Genomic DNA, 16,805 nt, shown 5'->3' on the forward strand with positions numbered 1-16,805 from the left:
CTTTTTTTGTTCGAGTCCTTTTATAAGCCTTTTTAAAGCGAAAATGCTCTTCAAAGTGGGAGATGTTTTCTGAAGAAAGGATCAATTATACGTCTTTATTATCTCTTTAAATTATTTTATCAATGCTTTATTTAATTAATCAAACCTGTTTTTAGAAATATTTATACATTGTATAAAAGTATAATAAGTATGGAATTATTCCAAACACTTAACTGATCATATTCTATAAGCAATATTATGAGGGAGCATTTTTAATAATTTGTTCTCTAAAAAAAAGTCAAATTATATTGTCTCACGCAAAAAAATATAAATAACAAAAAATACTTTTTCCAATCTAGTTCTTCGACAATCCTTCGACCGTTGTTCGACTACTGTTCGACAAAACATACTTTTTCTCGAACCATTGTCGAAGGACACTCGAACAAACCCCGAAGAAATTGACTATTTTGTCTTTGGAAAAAATAGACGACAAAATAAGAAATATACCTAATTGTAAATAAAAGAAAGGATTCTATTGATTATAGAACATGATTTATAACTATATACTTTTATAAGAGTTCAAACATTATAGCACTTGCCTCCTCTTTTGTGAACGGCTTATGTTCAACTCCACTCGGAATCACTATAAATTCGCCCGTTTTTACTTCTTCGGTTCTGTCTAGAAATTCAACATACATTGTTCCATCTATGATCAACAATAATTTATCGCCATTATCATGCTTATGCATCTCTAAATCACCATTGAGCTTAAAAATTTTAACGGAATGATTATTCACTTTTGCTATTTCTTTCAAATTCCAAAAGTCTTTGATCGTATCGAGTTGAGATTGAAGGTTAACTTTATTGATTTCCATTTGTTTAGTTTTTATAAGTTATTAATTGATCATCATAGTCTTAATCTTCTTCTAAACAAATTTATAAATTATTTAGAATAAGTATAAATAATTTATACTTAATCTATTCTTCAAGCATATAACGTCATGAATAACCTCTTTAATAAGAGATTTTGAACAAATAAAAAGCTCAACAAATGTTGAGCTTTTTCTATTTAATAAATTTTAATTAGAATTAATCTTCCGATTCTTCTATTTCTGATTCTATACCTTCTCCAAATTCACTTAATGCTGAATTTAAAGAAATCTCGTTGCAATAAGCAGAACCAAGATCTAATCCTTTTTGCAAAAATTGTTCGGCTTTCTCTTTTTCTCCCGTAAAATAATAATACGTATAGAAAAGTCCATATCCGTCTGGATTACCCAAATCTATCACACGTTGTGCCAATTGTTGCAACTCTTTATTAGGTTTTAGTTTTACTTCGTCTGCTGCATTCAATGTTTCGAAAACACCGCCAGATTGTTCAGCGAATTTGTAAGCAAAAACTATTTTACAACTTTCGTCAAAACCATCTTTACAAAGCTTTGCATTGGCAGCTTCGTTTTCTTTTAATTTCTGAGCTAATGCATTTTCGTCTAATTCGAAAAGATAGGATGCGTTATTTTTAAAATTGATGTCATAATTCTGAGCCATCCAATTTGCTCGTTGAGCTAATTTAGGATCTGACTGAGGTTTATTTTCGAACGATTTCAAATTTGATTTATACACTTTTTTATCCACCCAATCTGAAATTCCTTTTAGTTGATTTTTCTCCTTTTTGAAGATAAAAACCGTTTTCTCTACAAAAATTATAACCGAATCATTGCGTTCGGTAAATTCGTATCCCACCTCATCAAAATCGCCGATGGTTACTTTTCCTTTTCCATCAAATTTTAATGGATTGTATAATTCGTCTTTTGATTTTGTCTTAAAAACCCCTTCTAACGTATTGGTTGCTTCTTGGGCAAAAAGTGCTGACATTATGAATAATGCGGGCAATAAAAATAGTTTTCTCATTTTTTAGAAAGTCTCAATTAATATTTTGAGTTCAAAAATAATGGTTTTAATCTTCCTTAAACTCACTAGAAATAGTTAAAAAATAAATTTCTTTGTAATCAACCGAGAACTCAGGTAAGGTAAAATAACCCTGTTTGTAATCAACCGAGGAATCGGGAAAAGTAAAACACACCTATTTGTAATCAACCGAGGAATCGGGTAAGGTAAAATAATCCTATTTCTAATAAAAGTAGTTATCCATAAAACAAAAAATCCTTATCTAAGTTTAGAACCTTGATAAGGATTTTTTTTATGTTTTAATTAAATATCTAAATTAAAAATTACTCTTCCCATTCTTCTTTTATTTGTCTTTCTTGATAATCTGCCACCATTTCTGCTTCGTAATCTATTTCTTCGCCTTTAGAAAAACGATGAATTGCACTATCGAATAACGAATAAACCACTGGAACAATGATTAATGTAAGGAATAATGATGAGACTAATCCTCCGATAATTACCCATGCTAAACCATTGTTCATCTCTGCTCCTGCTCCTTTTGCTAAGGCAATTGGTATCATACCAAAAACCATGGCAATTGTTGTCATTAAGATTGGACGAAGACGGGCGTGATTGGCTTGAATTAAAGCATCGTGAGTACTTTCGCCAGCTTCTTTTCGGTGGTTTGTAAAGTCGACCAATAAAATGGCATTTTTACACACCAATCCAATTAACATAATCATACCTAGAATAGTAAAAATATTCAACGAATTATTTGTTAATGCTAGCACCACGAATACCCCAATTAATGATAATGGAATAGAAAACAAGACCACAAATGGATAAACAAACGAATTGTACAAGGCAACCATTACCAAATAAACTAAGATAATTGCGGCAATTAATGCATAACCTAATGTACCAAAACCTTCGGATTGGTTTTCTTCGTCTCCACCCCAAACGTAAGAAACGCCTGTTGGTTTTTTATTGTCAATTTGTTTTAGTCTTTCTTTGAAATCTGTTACAATATCTCCTGTTGTACGACCAACCGACTGCGCCTGAACTGTTACAGATGGTGTTTTGTCTCGGCGTTCCAAGAAACTTGGTCCAGAACTTTGCATAACCGTTGCAAATTGGTCTAAACGAATTTGCTCACCTTTATCGTTCATGAAATTAAGCCCACGAACATCATCGATATTCGAACGATTAAAATCGTTGTACTGAATATTAATATCATATTCGTATTCACCCGCGCGGTATTTACCGTCTGTATTTCCAGAGAAAGCTGTTTGCATCGTTAAACCTACTGTTTGTAAGTTTAAACCTAAAGCTGCCATTTTATCGCGATCTACTTGTACATTAATTTCAGGATTACCAGCTTCTGTTGTTAGCTTAACTTCCGAAGAACCATTGATTTGTTCTAATTCATGTTTTGCTAATTCGGCAAATTTCATTGCGCTTTCTAAGTTTGATCCTGTTACCACCAATGCAATTGGAGCTTGCTCTGCACCTATTAAACCAACTGGAACAGTTTTCACTTTTACACCAACTAATTCTTTTTCTAATTCGCGTTTTACTTTTGCTGCATAAATAAAGGAATTGTCTTGACGTTTTGATTTATCGACAAGGATAACGTCTATCTCTGATTTGTATGCTGTTGCTTGTGCTGCACCAAACCCTTCGGAACTTTGACCAACAGTTGTAATCATGTCTACAACTTCTTTTTTGCCACGTAAGAAACGTTCTGCTTTTTGAGTAACGAAGTTTGATTCTTCGATTGTAGCATCTTTCGGCAATTCCATTTGAACTAAGAATTCTCCTTTATCTGTTTTTGGGAAGAACTCTCCACCAATGTATTTTCCTCCTACTAGAATTCCTATCGTTCCAAATAAAAGGACAAAAACTCCTACAAAAACTCCTATTCTTCTTCCTGTTGATTTTAAACACCACACTAACATATTTGAAATAGAGTGTGTGAATTTTGTAAGTTGTTTTTCGAACCAAAGAATGAATTTTTCGAAAGCATTTTTACCTGTTATATGCTCTAGTTTTCCGAAACGAGATGATAACCAAGGTACAATGGTAAATGATGATAACAGAGATAATAAAGTTGCGATAACCACCGTAACACAGAATTGTGCAATGATGTCTGCTACTAATCCTGTACTCATTGCAATTGGCAAGAATACAACTACGATAACTAATGTAATGGCTGTAACGGTGAATCCGATTTCTTTAGCACCATCGTAAGAGGCTCTAATTCTGGATTTTCCCATTTCCATATGGCGATAAATATTCTCTAATACAACAATCGCATCATCGACCAAAATACCAACTACAAGAGATAAACCAAGTAATGACATTAGGTTTAGCGTATAATCCATAAGGTACATCCCAATAAAAGTTGCAATTAACGATGCTGGAATAGAAACCATGACAATAAAAGCATTACGAATACTGTGTAAGAATAATAGCATAACAACTGCTACTAAAATTACAGCCAAGATTAAATCGAAAATAACATGGTCGGCAGCTGCCAAAGTAAAGTCGGACGTATCGTTTACAATTTTTATTTTAAGTCCTTCTTTTGAATAATCTGATTCTACTTTTTTGATTGTTTCTCTCATTAATTCGGAAACAGCAACGGCATTGGCATCTGATTGTTTTACAACTTGCACAATGATTGCAGAACTTTGATTAACACGTGCTATTTTTTCGACTTCTTTTTGCGAATCTTGCACATAGGCTACTTCTGACAAACGAACTTGTATTCCGTTTCTAGAAGAAATTACCAAATTGCTCAGCTCTTCGATTGATTTATATTTCCCAGAAAGACGAATAATTGTTGAATTTTCGCGCGTTTTTACACTTCCTGTAGGGAAATCTAAATTGGATGTTAGAATTTGTTGCTGAATTTGAGGCACAGATAATCCGTAACCTTTTATCTTAACAGGATCTAAACTTACTTGAATTTCACGTTCTTGTCCTCCAATCAAATTAACTTGCGCTACACCATTTACACGCGATAGAATAGGTTCTATCTTATTTATCTAACAAATCGTACAAATCTTTCTCTGTCAATTTATCAGAAGTAACACCTGCTGTGATGATAGGTAAATCGCTTAATGAGAACTTTGTTAATGAAGGCGGATCTACATCGTCTGGTAAATCTTTTTCGATGGCATTGATTTTTCGTTGCGCATCATTAAGTGCTAAATCTGCATTTGCTCCTGCATTTAGCGTTACCATTACGACAGATAAACTTTCGTATGATTTTGATTCTACTTTTTTTACATTTTCTAATGCTGCAACGGCATCTTCTATTTTCTTTGTTACAGAGTTTTCTACTTCGTTTGGCGAAGCACCTGGATAAACAGTAGAAATTGTAACAACGTTTGTTTCGAATTTTGGGATTAACTCGTATCCCATTTGTTTGTAACTAAACAGACCACCTAAAATAAGAATCGTAAATAATACGATAATTAATGACGGTCGTTTAATTGATATTTCAGCTAATTTCATAGAACATTTCTCTTATTTAACCACTTTTACTTTTGTTCCATTTTTCAGGTTAATTTGTCCGCTTGTAACAACCTCAGCTCCTTCGTTGATTCCGCTAATGATTTGAACATTTGTCCCAACCGTTTTTCCGATTACAACTTTTGTTAATTTTGCTACGCCTTTTTCTATTACGAAAACTTCTCCTGAGCTAATTCCGTTTACAAAAGCATTTGCTGGAATTACTAGCGCATTTTTGCCTGCATTCACATCATCTTTTGTTGAGAAAACAGCTGTACCGTACATACCAGCTTTTAAGCCAGAATCATTCGAAACTTGTATTTCTACAGGAAAGTTTAGCGAAGCATCTGCTTTAGGTGCGATAAAAGAAATTCTTCCTGCAAATTCTTTATCAGGAAAAACACTTGCCAAAACTTTTATTGTTTGTCCAACTTTTAGGTTGACAACTTCTTCTTCTGTTACGGTAACTTGTAGTTTTAATTTAGAAACATTTACAATATCAAACATTTGTGTTCCTGGACCAACTACAGAACCTGGCTCTATGTATCTTTTGTTGATTACACCAGAGATTGTTGCTTTTACATTGGTATCACTTACACGAATGTTTTGAGCTGAAACTGCAGCTCTAGCATTTTTTAATTGTAAGCGCGAATGATCTAATTGTTGTTTTGTAACACCGCCTGTTTTGTATGCATTTTCGTAACGTTGATTGTCTACAATAGCATTCTGAAGATTATTTTGTGCTTGTGTAACATCTACTTCGATTGCATCTTTTTTTATTGTTGCAACCGTTTGACCAACAGATACATAATCACCTTCGTCGACCAAAACACGAACTATTCGTCCAGAGATTTCTGAAGGAAAACTAATTTCTTGAAATGGCGCAAATGTTCCGTTTGATATATAATCTGTATTTAAAATTTCGAAATTGGCTTTGATTGTTTTTACCACAACCTCATTATTACTTTCATTTACAATTGTAGTCTCTTCTTCCTGTTTTGCTTTATTATTTTTAATAATATAAATTGCTCCACCAATCAAAACGGCTGCAATTAGTATATAAAGTAAAGTTTTTCCTGATTTCATAAAATCGATTCTTTTATTGAATTAATGTTTTTAAGTCTCCTTTTGCTTTGATTAATGCTATTTCTGCAATTTTGTATTCTAATAAAGCATTTGAATAATTGTTTCTTGCATCTGTTAATGCATTTTCTGCATCTAAAATTTCTGTTAAATTAGCTAAACCTTGTTGATAGTTATTTTGTGTATTTTGTAAAACTTTCTCCGCTAACTTTACGTTTTCTTCTTGAATGTCAACACTTTTTAATGTATTTTCTATTTGTGCTTTTGCATTTTGATATTCCAAGCTCAATCCAAGTTTAGTATCGTTCATTTGCTCTTCGATGTCTAACAAATCTATGTCTGCTTGATTAATTTTTGCTTTTGTAGATCCACCTGTAAAAATTGGAACTTTTACGCTTAAACCAATCGAAGCTAAATCTGACCAGAAATAATCTTTGGAAGTGATAAACTTGTCGCCCATTCCTGCATAACTATAATTGGCAGATAAACCAACCGTTGGATAAAGATTTGCTTTTTCGGCTTCTTTTGCGAAACCTAACAATTCTTTTTGCTTGTTTAGAACTTTGAATTCTGTTCTATTTTCGACATCAATATGATCTTCTAATAATGCCAATGTTGGTGTGATTGTTCCTTCTGATAAACGAATTGGTTGTTCGATTGGATAACCCATATAAAATTTCAAGGCATTTTTATTGATTTCAACTGCATTAATCAATTGTTGTTTTGTAGAAGAAATATTATTTAATTGTACAATAATTCGATCTAAATCAATTGGTTTCGCTAAGCCATTATCCACTAAACTTTTGATAACTTTCTGAACTTTATTGGTGTTCTCGTAGCTTTTTTCTATTGTTTTTAATTTCTCTTCCTGAATAAAAACTTGATAATAAGCATTTGCAACACGTTCTATAATTTGTTCGTCTGTTAAATCTGCATTTATTTGATAAAATTCGCGAGTAGATTTGGCTGCTTTCAAACCTGTGAAAACACGTTGATCGAAAATATTTTGGTAAACACTAACGCCGATATTCGAAACCCAAGGTCTACTCATTTCTCCTTTCATTTGTTGTCCAGCAAAACTTAAAACCATTTGTTGCAATATAGGACTATATTGTACTCCTGCATCTGCACTAACCTGAGGTAAAGCTCCTGCTCTTGCTTCATCAATTTTATATTCCGCTTTTTTAATTGCCAAATCTGCACGTTTTGCTTCGGCTTTGTTTTCTAACGCAAAATTCACAGCATCTTTCAATGCAACTATTTCTTGTGCATTTGCGAAGCTTACAAACCCTACAATTACTAAGGATAGTAATGATTTAAACCTTTTCATTTATTTATTTTTAAAAAGTGTATTGAGAATGATTTCCTTTCTATCTGAAAGAATTCGTTTAAAATCAGCATCATTTAATTGTAAATCTGATTGAAGAAGTGGACGAATCGCAAAAGGATAATTAATCAAGGAAAGCATATTTAATAAAAATTGGATGGGTTCCATTGTCTCAATCGTACCTTTTTTCATTTCTTCTTTTAATCGATCATAAAAAACATTTACAACTTCATCCAAATCTTCATTCAAAAATTTAGAACACATTATTTTATTTTTATTCATCTCAGTTACAATATAAGTTTCTAAATAAGGATACTGAATGGATGTAGCAATAGAATCTTCTATAAATTCTCCAATCATTTCTTTTATATCACGATTTCTATCAAGAATTGCACGCGATTTCTCATTACTTACTCGCGTTGCTTCTTCATAAATAATTCCAATTAAATTATTTCGTGATCTGAAATAATAATTAATCAATGTTCTATTTACTTTAGCTTCATCAGCGATTTCTTGTATTGTCGCATTGAATTTACCTTCAGTAAAAAACATTCTTTTCGCTGTTTCTTTAATTAATTCTTCAGTATCATCTTTCATATTTATGTGCTTTTTTTATTTTTAACAAAATTGTCAAACAAAATTATTAATATTTTTTGTTAATCCAAATAGTTAAATCTTATTTTTATAAAAAATTTAAAAAAAATCATAAAGATTACAGAACTAATTATCCTTAAATTTGCTTAATGGAAGAATATGATTTGATAATTGTAGGCGCTGGCCCAATTGGTTTGGCTTGTGCAATAGAAGCCAAAAAAAACAATCTTTCGTACATCATTTTAGAAAAAGGTGCTTTGACAAATAGTTTATACAATTATCCGTTGTATATGACATTTTTTTCGACTGCTGAACGATTAGAAATCGGAGAAATTCCTTTTAATTGTATTGCGCCAAAACCTGGTAGACAAGAAGCTTTAGAATATTACCGCAACATTCACAAATATTTTAAATTTAATCTTCATCTATATGAAGAAGTTTTAGCAATCAATAAAATTGAAACCAATCATTTTGAAGTTAAAACAAACAAGAATAATTATACATCTAAAAACGTAGTTCTTGCAACTGGTTTTTATGATATTCCGAATTTGATGAATATTAAAGGTGAAAATTTACCAAAAGTTCATCATTATTATAAGGAAGCTCATCCTTTTTCTTTTCAGAATGTCGTAGTTGTTGGTGCAAATAATTCTTCTGTTGATGCTGCTTTAGAATGTTACCGAAAAGGTGCAAATGTAACAATGGTGATTCGTGGAGATGGTTTTACACATCGACTGAAATATTGGGTTCGTCCTGATATTGAAAACCGAATTGCGGAAGGAAGCATTAAAGCATATTTCAACTCAACTATTACGTCAATTGACGAAAATGAAGTTCATATCAACACTCCAGAAGGAAATATCTCGATTGAAAATGATACTGTTTTAGCCTTAACAGGTTATCATCCAAATTTTAAATTTATTCAAGATTGTGGAATTACACTGAGCGATGATGAATTAAAAACGCCAACTTATAATCCCGAAACAATGGAAACAAATGTAGATGGTTTATATTTGGCAGGTGTTGTTTGTGGCGGAATGTTGACGAATATCTGGTTTATAGAAAATTCACGTATACATGCAAAGCAAATAGTTGACGCTATTTTAGCAAAAAATAATAAATAAAGATTCTATTTTAGTAATCAAAAAAATAATACAAATTAAATGAAAGACCTTTTCGGACAAGCAATTTTAGATTATCAAACCAATCATTCGCCAGAAGATTTGTATACAGAAACATCTATTTCTGAATTGGATGTAATGCCTATCGATTATCTTTTTCGAGATTATGATAATATGCCAAGCTTGGAAAAAAAAGCACTTGATTTGTCTAAAGGAAAAATCTTGGATGTTGGTTGCGGAGCGGGATCTCATTCTCTTTATTTACAAGAAAAAGGATTGGATGTTTTAGCAATTGACATTTCTCCAAAAGCGATCGAAACTTGTTTATTAAGAGGAATTAAGCATGCAAGAGTTCAGAATTTTCTGGAATTAAATGATGCTGAAAAATCTGATACTATTCTATTTCTAATGAACGGAACTGGAATTTTTCAGAATTTAGTTTTAATCAATGTTTTTTTAGATAAAATAAAACAACTTCTTACAGAAAATGGTCAAGTTTTGATTGATGGAACAGACATTATTTATATGTTTGACGAAGATGAAGATGGCGGAAAATGGATTCCGAGCAATGGAAATTATTATGGCGAATTAGATTTTACAGTTCATTACAAAGGAGAACAAGAAGAACCAATTCAATGGTTGTATTTGGATTTTGAAACTTTGAAAAACGCTTGCGATTATCATCAACTAAAATGTGTGAAAGTGAAAACTGAAGAAGATTCTTATCTTGCAAAAATTACTTTAACCTAAAAAATTAAAACCGATGAAAACAAAATGTATCACAGGACTTCTGATAATTTTTCTAAATAGTTTCTTATTTTCTTGTAGCAGTTATAAAATTGAAAATGTAGAATTTTCAGAATTATCTACAAAGCAAGAAATTCAGTTAAAGAAAGTAAATAACATCAGAACTTTAGGAAAATTAACAAACCGAGATGGTAGAATTCTGAAAGATAGTTTGTTTTATCGTAGTGCAAATCTTCACAAATTAAAAGATAAAAAGAAAGTAAATCATTTCAATATTCAACATATTATAGATCTTAGAACGGATGATGAAATTTCTAAAAAACCAGATATAATTCTTCCTCACATTACTTACAATCATTATCCTGCTTTTACAGATAAAGAAGATCAATTAAATCAAGCCAGAAAATTAGTGCTGAAAGGTAAAGTGAATTCAACCGATGCATACAATCGAATGATTAAGTTTTACCAAGAATATCCTATTGAAAATCCAGAAATGATAAAAACAATTATCACTGAAATTCTCGATACAGATTCTCCTATTTTATACCATTGTACAGCAGGAAAAGACAGAACAGGAATGATAAGTGCATTTATCCTAAAAATATTAAATTTTGATGATGAAACCATTTATCAAGAATATCTTTTATCCAATAATTTTAGAAAACCTATTGTGCAAAAACGTTTAAACAAAGCCAAACATTTGCATTTTTTATTTCCGAAGGCAGATATAAAAGTTTTGGAAAAATTAAGTTGGATAGAAGAAGATTATTTAAAAGCTGCTTTTAATGAAATTGATAAAAAATATGGTTCATTTGAGAATTATATGAAAATCGTTTTGGATATTTCTGATGAAAAAAGAAACGATTATATCAATAAGTATACGTACAATAAAAAGTAAATAATTACTCAAAATATTTTTTAAAAACTCATTAGTTCATCAGAATTAGTGAGTTTTTTTATTATAAAACAAGTTAACTTTAGCAAAACTTTAATCTTTACAATAAGTCATATTGATTAATTTTAAAAACAATCAACTAACACAAATAAAAATGAAAACTATTCACGTTAATGTGAAACAATTGGGTAAAAAACATCCAATTCTAGCTGAACAACCACTAAGTATTGATACAGAAAAAGATACAGTTTCTGTTCAAGAACTTCTTCATTTAATCGTCCAACAACAAGTTGAAAACTACAATCAAAAATCTGTAGAAAAAGAAGATGAAGATGTACAAAAACTTCCAAAAGAAAATTATTTACCACTTCTCATCGAATCGGGAAAAGCAAGTTTTTCTAGTATTTACAATGAAAACAAAGTTAATTTAATAAAAGCACAAGAAACAGCTTCCCAAGCTTTTGAGGATGGAATGTTTGCTCTATTTTTAGGTGATCAACAATTTGAAGATTTAGCAGAAGAAGTTTCATTAACAACTAATCAATCATTTACATTTATACGACTTACATTTCTTGTAGGAAGCTATTGGTAAAACTAAATAATCTAAAAAAAACATGTCTACAATTACTGAAATCTTATCGCCTTTTGTTACAAAAAATGAAACAAAAGAGCTTGAAAAGAAACTCAAAAAATCATTAGAACCATCTCTTTTACCAAAATCAATCAAAAAAGAAGTTGCCGAATTAGGATTACAAATTCTAAAAGGTAATACTGAATATTATAGAGAAATTAATTACGGAACCCAACAATTCTTAAAAATAAAAGAATTAATTTTTGATAATATCTGGGAAGAAAAAAAGTATTACAATTTATTAGAACTTTTCTATGGAGAAGAATTGGCTCCTTATGTAAAAAATAGTTGGAATAAAATGTCTGAACGAATTTATCAATCGGGATATTACAGACGATCTTTTCGAGCGCCACATCAAAAAGATTATATTCTTGTTAAACAAATCAATTTCTTGCGTAATTTATTAACAAAACCTTCTCAATACACTTCCGAAGGTTATAAATATTACAATTTACCTATTGTTGAGCAAATTAGATATTCTTCTGATATTGGGATTAATAATAGTTACACATTGATTTGGTCTGAAATGATTGATGAAGGAAATCAGCAAATTTATCAATTAATAGAAGATATTATTTTTGGAAAAGATCCTGTAGGAAAAGTTTCCCGAAATATTATCAAAGCTTTATTAAATACAAATAAACCTGAAGCGTGGGAATTAGTTGAGAAACTTTTACTTTCTGCACAGCGACAAGAAGGGTTGCGACAAACAATTCTCGAAACATTAGACGAAACAAGTGTTGGCGCATTACAATCTTTGATTAAAGTTATTATTAATGAAAAATTAGCACGTTTTTCTTCTGTTGTTCGAGCTGTTGACACATGGACAGGTTTGGGCTGGGAAGCAGAAAAAGAAACAACAATTCGTAATATTTTAACTTTTGCTGATCAGTTTTTGACTTATCCTGAAACTATAGAAAAAGGAATAGAAAGCAAAAATAACAACGAAGTTTATATGGCACTTTGGTCTCAAGGTGTAACAGATATTGATGTTTCATTAAATTATGTAGAAAAATTACTTGAGAAAGGAACAATTGAAAAGAAATGTTTGGCTTTAAAATTTGCTAGCGAAACTTCTATCTACGAAAAAGAAATAAGGCTTTATAATAAAGCTTTAGATGAAGTTAATTTACAAGTTTTCTCTTTCTTTTTACCACGAATGATTTCTGTAACTTCATCATTCAAATTCCCTAACGATGATACTCTAATTGGTCTTTTTGATAAAGTTTTAGATCTTACAGAAACAATTCAAGAAAAGGAAAAAACATTCGAAGGCAAAGTGTTTTCTTGGTTAACTACCAAATTCTCTAAAGATGATTTATATTCAGTTGCGATTAATTTAATTGGAGAAGATCAAACAAAACTTGAACGAATTTTAGCTAAATTTGATCAACTAAGTCTTTCATTGCGAGAATCTTTAACGCGATTAGTTTTAAAAGATTTTTATTGTTACTCTTATTATTACATGGATCAGAAAGAATCAACAAAAAAGGTTTCTGATTTTCAACGAGAATTCGCTTTAAAAGTAATAAAAGATCGAGGCGAAAGTATTATTGCTTCTGCTTTAAATACATTAAAACATTCAGAATTAAATCAAACAGAAATTGATTCGATTCAAGATTTATTCAAACGAAAAAGTGCCAATCTGCGTAAAAACTTAATTCAATTAATTCTTAATCAAAAAGATGAAATTATATTTTCCTTTACTAAAAATTTAATTGAAATTGGAGATACAGAGCAACGTTTAGCTGGATTGGATATTTTATTGCAATTAACAAAACAAAAACGTTCTGCTGATTTTGTCAATAATTCCGTAAAATATTTTAATACACGTAAAAAGATTACTGAAAAAGAAAAAAATCTTTTATTACAATTAGATCCAAAAAATTCTGATGAAATATTATCAATAGAAAATGGTTTTGGTATTTACGATCCAACCAACATTACTCCTTTTGAATTACCTAAAATAGAAAAGAAATCTGTTTATCTAAAACATACAAAAAAGAATATTTTTGGCTTTTCGAAATCTATTGAAGAAATTTTGAACGATTTAGAAACGTTAAAACAAATATACCTTCAAAATAAAGATTACGAATATGAATATGAAGATTGGAACAATAGTATAGTTACTGATTTATTAGGAAATAGTTTTAATTCTTTGAAACAAAACACCCAAAACTTCACTGTTGATGAAAAATTTGCCAATTATCCTTTACACGAAATTTGGGTAAAATGGTATACCGATAGTAAATTAACTCCGATCGATCTTTATTTATTGACTTTAGAAGAAGAATGTGATCGAAAAGTTTGGCGAACTATTTTAGAAAAATATGTTTTTTATAACAAAGGTAAAATTCCTAATCCTATAAAAACAGACTATTATTGGAAGAATCCTATAAAAACAATTTTATATGCTTTGCACGAAAAATTCCCTTTTGAAGAAGCAAATGATTTTTTAATCGACGGAACTATTCAGATTTTTTCTAATCTTCCAAAAGATGTTATCCACTATCAAAGTAAACGTAATGAAAATAATTACTATTACAATGAAGAATACGGGAATGGTTGGCAAAACGAACGTTTTTTTGATGTTTTCATTAATAGAGTTAATCTTTTTAATCTTAAAAATGAAGATATTCAAAAACTATGGAATATTTACAGATGGCGTCAATACAATGGTTTAAAAGAAAATATAAAGTTAAATAAACCACCACTTTATATTTATTGTTTAGCTTATCAAAATAACTTGATTACAAAAGATGAAATGTACGAAGGTATTCTAGAACCTGATCGCATTAACATTATTACAAGTGAGCGAAAACATTATCACTATCACGGAAGTGAAACATTTCAAAAAGATTTTCCTTTCTTAACTGAAATGATTGAAAATATTCGAGAAAAATTTTTGGATGTTGAATTAAAACGAGGAGATTCTAGTACAACTGTCACACAATTTGTTCAAAGTTTTGAACATATTTATGGAATAAATCGTTTTGTAGAAATCTTAGACAAACTTGGAAAAGCAAAGCTTTTCAAAGGTTATATTTATTCTTGGCGTTATACAGATGTTACAAAACAGAAGCTATTTAGTTTCTTAATCAAGCGATGTTTACCACTAGAAACTGATACACAAGAAGAATTTAATCAGTTAGTTAAAAAAGCTAAAATTTCAGAAAGTCGTTTAATAGAAGCTTCTGTTTATGCTCCTCAATGGCAAAAATTAGTCAGTAATTATTTAGATTGGAAAGGTTTAGATGCTGCAATTTGGTGGATGCATGCTCATACAAAAACGTCTGGTTATCAAGCTGAAAATGCTGAATTAGAAAGTGAAGTTGCAAAATACTCTTCAATTGACATTCAAGATTTCAAAGACGGTGCAGTAGATAAAGATTGGTTTACTAAAGCTTATAAAGAACTTGGAAAATCGCGTTGGGAGATTTTGTACGAAGCTGCGAAATATATTTCTGATGGAAATGGTCATCGAAGAGCAAGATTATACGCAGATACTTTAACTGGTAATTTAAAAATTAGAGAAGTTACAGCCAAAGTAAAAGATAAACGAGATCAAGATTATTTACGTGTTTACGGCTTGGTTCCCTTAAGCAAAACAAATGCTCAAAAAGATGTTTTATCTCGCTATGAATATTTACAACAATTCAAAAAAGAAAGTAAAGAATTTGGTTCGATGAAACAAACAAGTGAAGCTTTAGCTTTACGAGTTGCAATGGAGAATTTAGCTCGAAACGCAGCTTATCCAGATCCTATTCGTTTAACTTGGGCAATGGAATCTCAACAAGTTCAGCAAATTTTATCCAAAGATACACAAGTCGAAATTGATGGTATAACAATAGGATTAATTATTGATCAAGACGGAAAAGCAGATTTGGTAACTTTTAGAGGAGATAAGCAATTAAAATCTATTCCACCAAAACTAAAAAAAGACAAAGCAGTTGTTGAACTTACCAATTATCGTAAAACATTACGTGAACAATTTAATAGATCTAGAAAAGGTTTAGAAGAAGCCATGATTCGTGGAGATGAATTTTTATTTTCTGAAATTGAAAATTTATTTTCTCATCCAATTATTTCGAAACATTTAGAAAAGTTAGTTCTTATTTCGAGCAAAAACACAATTGGATTTTACGTAAATGGACAACTAAAAGATTCAAAAGGAAATTTACAATCCATTAATTCTACCGAAACTTTCAGAATTGCTCATTGTTATGATTTACACCAAAATTCTGTTTGGGTCGATTTTCAACATTATTGTTTTGATCAAAAACTAAAACAACCTTTTAAACAAATTTTTAGAGAATTATATATTCCTACGGCTGATGAATTAAAAGAAAAATCAATTTCTCGTCGTTATGCAGGACATCAAGTACAACCAAAACAAACATTAGCTTTATTAAAAACACGTGGATGGAAAGTTGATTACGAAGAAGGCTTACAAAAAGTTTTTCACAAAGAAGGTTACCAAGTTAAACTATATGCAATGGCAGATTGGTTCTCACCAGCAGATGTTGAAAGTCCAACCTTAGAAACTGTCGAATTTCATTCATTAAAAACATATAAGAATATTCCTTTCGAAGAAATAAATCCTCGTATTTTCTCGGAAGTTATGCGTGACATTGATTTGGTTGTTAGCATAGCTCATGTTGGTGGTGTCGACCCTGAAGCAAGCCATTCTACAATTGAAATGCGAAGTGTTTTATTAAATGAAACCGCTCGATTATTCAAACTGAAAAATGTAGAAACAAAAGGAAGCCATGCATTCATAAAAGGAGAAATGGCAGAATATAGCGTACATTTAGGAAGTGCTGTTGTACATCAAGTTCCTGGCTTGTATCTATCTATTCTACCTGTACAATCACAGCATAGAGGTAGAATATTCTTACCTTTTGCTGATGATGATCCTAAATCGGCAGAGGTTATTTCGAAAGTTTTATTATTAGCAAAAGATAATGAAATAAAAGATCCGACTATTTTAAGTCAAATAAAAAGAGAAATCAACTAAATAGA

At 30.6% G+C, this 16,805-nt stretch carries 10 protein-coding genes and 1 pseudogene; 5 read left to right on the plus strand and 6 right to left on the minus strand.

Features of this window, described 5'->3' with window-relative positions:
* Window positions 1-548: 548 nt before the first annotated feature.
* The 6 genes and pseudogenes from ACMHJW_RS07925 to ACMHJW_RS07950 form a co-directional block, all read right to left on the minus strand.
* Complete coding sequence (locus ACMHJW_RS07925) at window positions 549-854, minus strand: cupin domain-containing protein (protein WP_413532872.1); 306 nt, start codon at window positions 852-854, stop codon at window positions 549-551.
* A 214-nt stretch (window positions 855-1,068) separates the two neighbouring features.
* Window positions 1,069-1,890 carry a hypothetical protein gene (locus ACMHJW_RS07930; RefSeq protein WP_413532873.1) on the minus strand — a complete coding sequence of 274 codons (822 nt, stop codon included), beginning with the start codon at window positions 1,888-1,890 and terminating at the stop codon, window positions 1,069-1,071.
* 320 nt (window positions 1,891-2,210) lie between these two features.
* Window positions 2,211-5,388: pseudogene (locus ACMHJW_RS07935) on the minus strand (efflux RND transporter permease subunit).
* A gap of 12 nt (window positions 5,389-5,400) precedes the next feature.
* Window positions 5,401-6,471 (minus strand): efflux RND transporter periplasmic adaptor subunit, encoded by a 1,071-nt coding sequence (locus tag ACMHJW_RS07940; RefSeq protein ID WP_413532874.1) that lies wholly within the window; start codon window positions 6,469-6,471, stop codon window positions 5,401-5,403.
* 13 nt (window positions 6,472-6,484) lie between these two features.
* Window positions 6,485-7,798: a TolC family protein gene (locus ACMHJW_RS07945; RefSeq protein ID WP_413532875.1), complete on the minus strand. Its 1,314-nt coding sequence runs from the start codon at window positions 7,796-7,798 to the stop codon at window positions 6,485-6,487.
* Window positions 7,799-8,392: a TetR/AcrR family transcriptional regulator gene (locus ACMHJW_RS07950; protein WP_413532876.1), complete on the minus strand. Its 594-nt coding sequence runs from the start codon at window positions 8,390-8,392 to the stop codon at window positions 7,799-7,801.
* 146 nt (window positions 8,393-8,538) lie between these two features.
* Here ACMHJW_RS07950 and ACMHJW_RS07955 point away from each other — a divergent pair, with 146 nt between their 5' ends.
* The 5 genes from ACMHJW_RS07955 to ACMHJW_RS07975 all read left to right on the plus strand — a co-directional run bounded on the left by ACMHJW_RS07955 (window position 8,539) and on the right by ACMHJW_RS07975 (window position 16,800).
* The gene (locus ACMHJW_RS07955; protein ID WP_413532877.1) at window positions 8,539-9,513 is read left to right on the plus strand and encodes a YpdA family putative bacillithiol disulfide reductase; all 975 of its coding nucleotides are present in this window, start codon (window positions 8,539-8,541) and stop codon (window positions 9,511-9,513) included.
* A gap of 39 nt (window positions 9,514-9,552) precedes the next feature.
* Window positions 9,553-10,260, plus strand: a complete 708-nt coding sequence (locus ACMHJW_RS07960) for a class I SAM-dependent methyltransferase (RefSeq protein ID WP_413532878.1) — start codon at window positions 9,553-9,555, stop codon at window positions 10,258-10,260.
* Window positions 10,261-10,273: 13 nt separating this feature from the next.
* Complete coding sequence (locus ACMHJW_RS07965; RefSeq protein ID WP_413532879.1) at window positions 10,274-11,155, plus strand: tyrosine-protein phosphatase; 882 nt, start codon at window positions 10,274-10,276, stop codon at window positions 11,153-11,155.
* 151 nt (window positions 11,156-11,306) lie between these two features.
* Window positions 11,307-11,744: a hypothetical protein gene (locus ACMHJW_RS07970; RefSeq protein WP_413532880.1), complete on the plus strand. Its 438-nt coding sequence runs from the start codon at window positions 11,307-11,309 to the stop codon at window positions 11,742-11,744.
* A 22-nt stretch (window positions 11,745-11,766) separates the two neighbouring features.
* Complete coding sequence (locus ACMHJW_RS07975) at window positions 11,767-16,800, plus strand: DUF4132 domain-containing protein (RefSeq protein WP_413532881.1); 5,034 nt, start codon at window positions 11,767-11,769, stop codon at window positions 16,798-16,800.
* Window positions 16,801-16,805 lie beyond the last annotated feature (5 nt).

This window comes from Empedobacter brevis (assembly GCF_965118635.1).
Lineage (GTDB): Bacteria > Bacteroidota > Bacteroidia > Flavobacteriales > Weeksellaceae > Empedobacter > Empedobacter brevis_A.

Excerpts from the sequence above, each read along its gene's own strand:
- ACMHJW_RS07950 (WP_413532876.1), bottom strand. The coding sequence starts at position 8,392 with ATGAAAGATGATACTGAAGAATTAATTAAAGAAACAGCGAAAAGAATG.
- ACMHJW_RS07925 (WP_413532872.1), bottom strand. The coding sequence starts at position 854 with ATGGAAATCAATAAAGTTAACCTTCAATCTCAACTCGATACGATCAAA.
- ACMHJW_RS07930 (WP_413532873.1), bottom strand. The coding sequence starts at position 1,890 with ATGAGAAAACTATTTTTATTGCCCGCATTATTCATAATGTCAGCACTT.
- ACMHJW_RS07975 (WP_413532881.1), top strand. The coding sequence starts at position 11,767 with ATGTCTACAATTACTGAAATCTTATCGCCTTTTGTTACAAAAAATGAA.
- ACMHJW_RS07970 (WP_413532880.1), top strand. The coding sequence starts at position 11,307 with ATGAAAACTATTCACGTTAATGTGAAACAATTGGGTAAAAAACATCCA.
- ACMHJW_RS07940 (WP_413532874.1), bottom strand. The coding sequence starts at position 6,471 with ATGAAATCAGGAAAAACTTTACTTTATATACTAATTGCAGCCGTTTTG.
- ACMHJW_RS07965 (WP_413532879.1), top strand. The coding sequence starts at position 10,274 with ATGAAAACAAAATGTATCACAGGACTTCTGATAATTTTTCTAAATAGT.
- ACMHJW_RS07945 (WP_413532875.1), bottom strand. The coding sequence starts at position 7,798 with ATGAAAAGGTTTAAATCATTACTATCCTTAGTAATTGTAGGGTTTGTA.
- ACMHJW_RS07955 (WP_413532877.1), top strand. The coding sequence starts at position 8,539 with ATGGAAGAATATGATTTGATAATTGTAGGCGCTGGCCCAATTGGTTTG.
- ACMHJW_RS07960 (WP_413532878.1), top strand. The coding sequence starts at position 9,553 with ATGAAAGACCTTTTCGGACAAGCAATTTTAGATTATCAAACCAATCAT.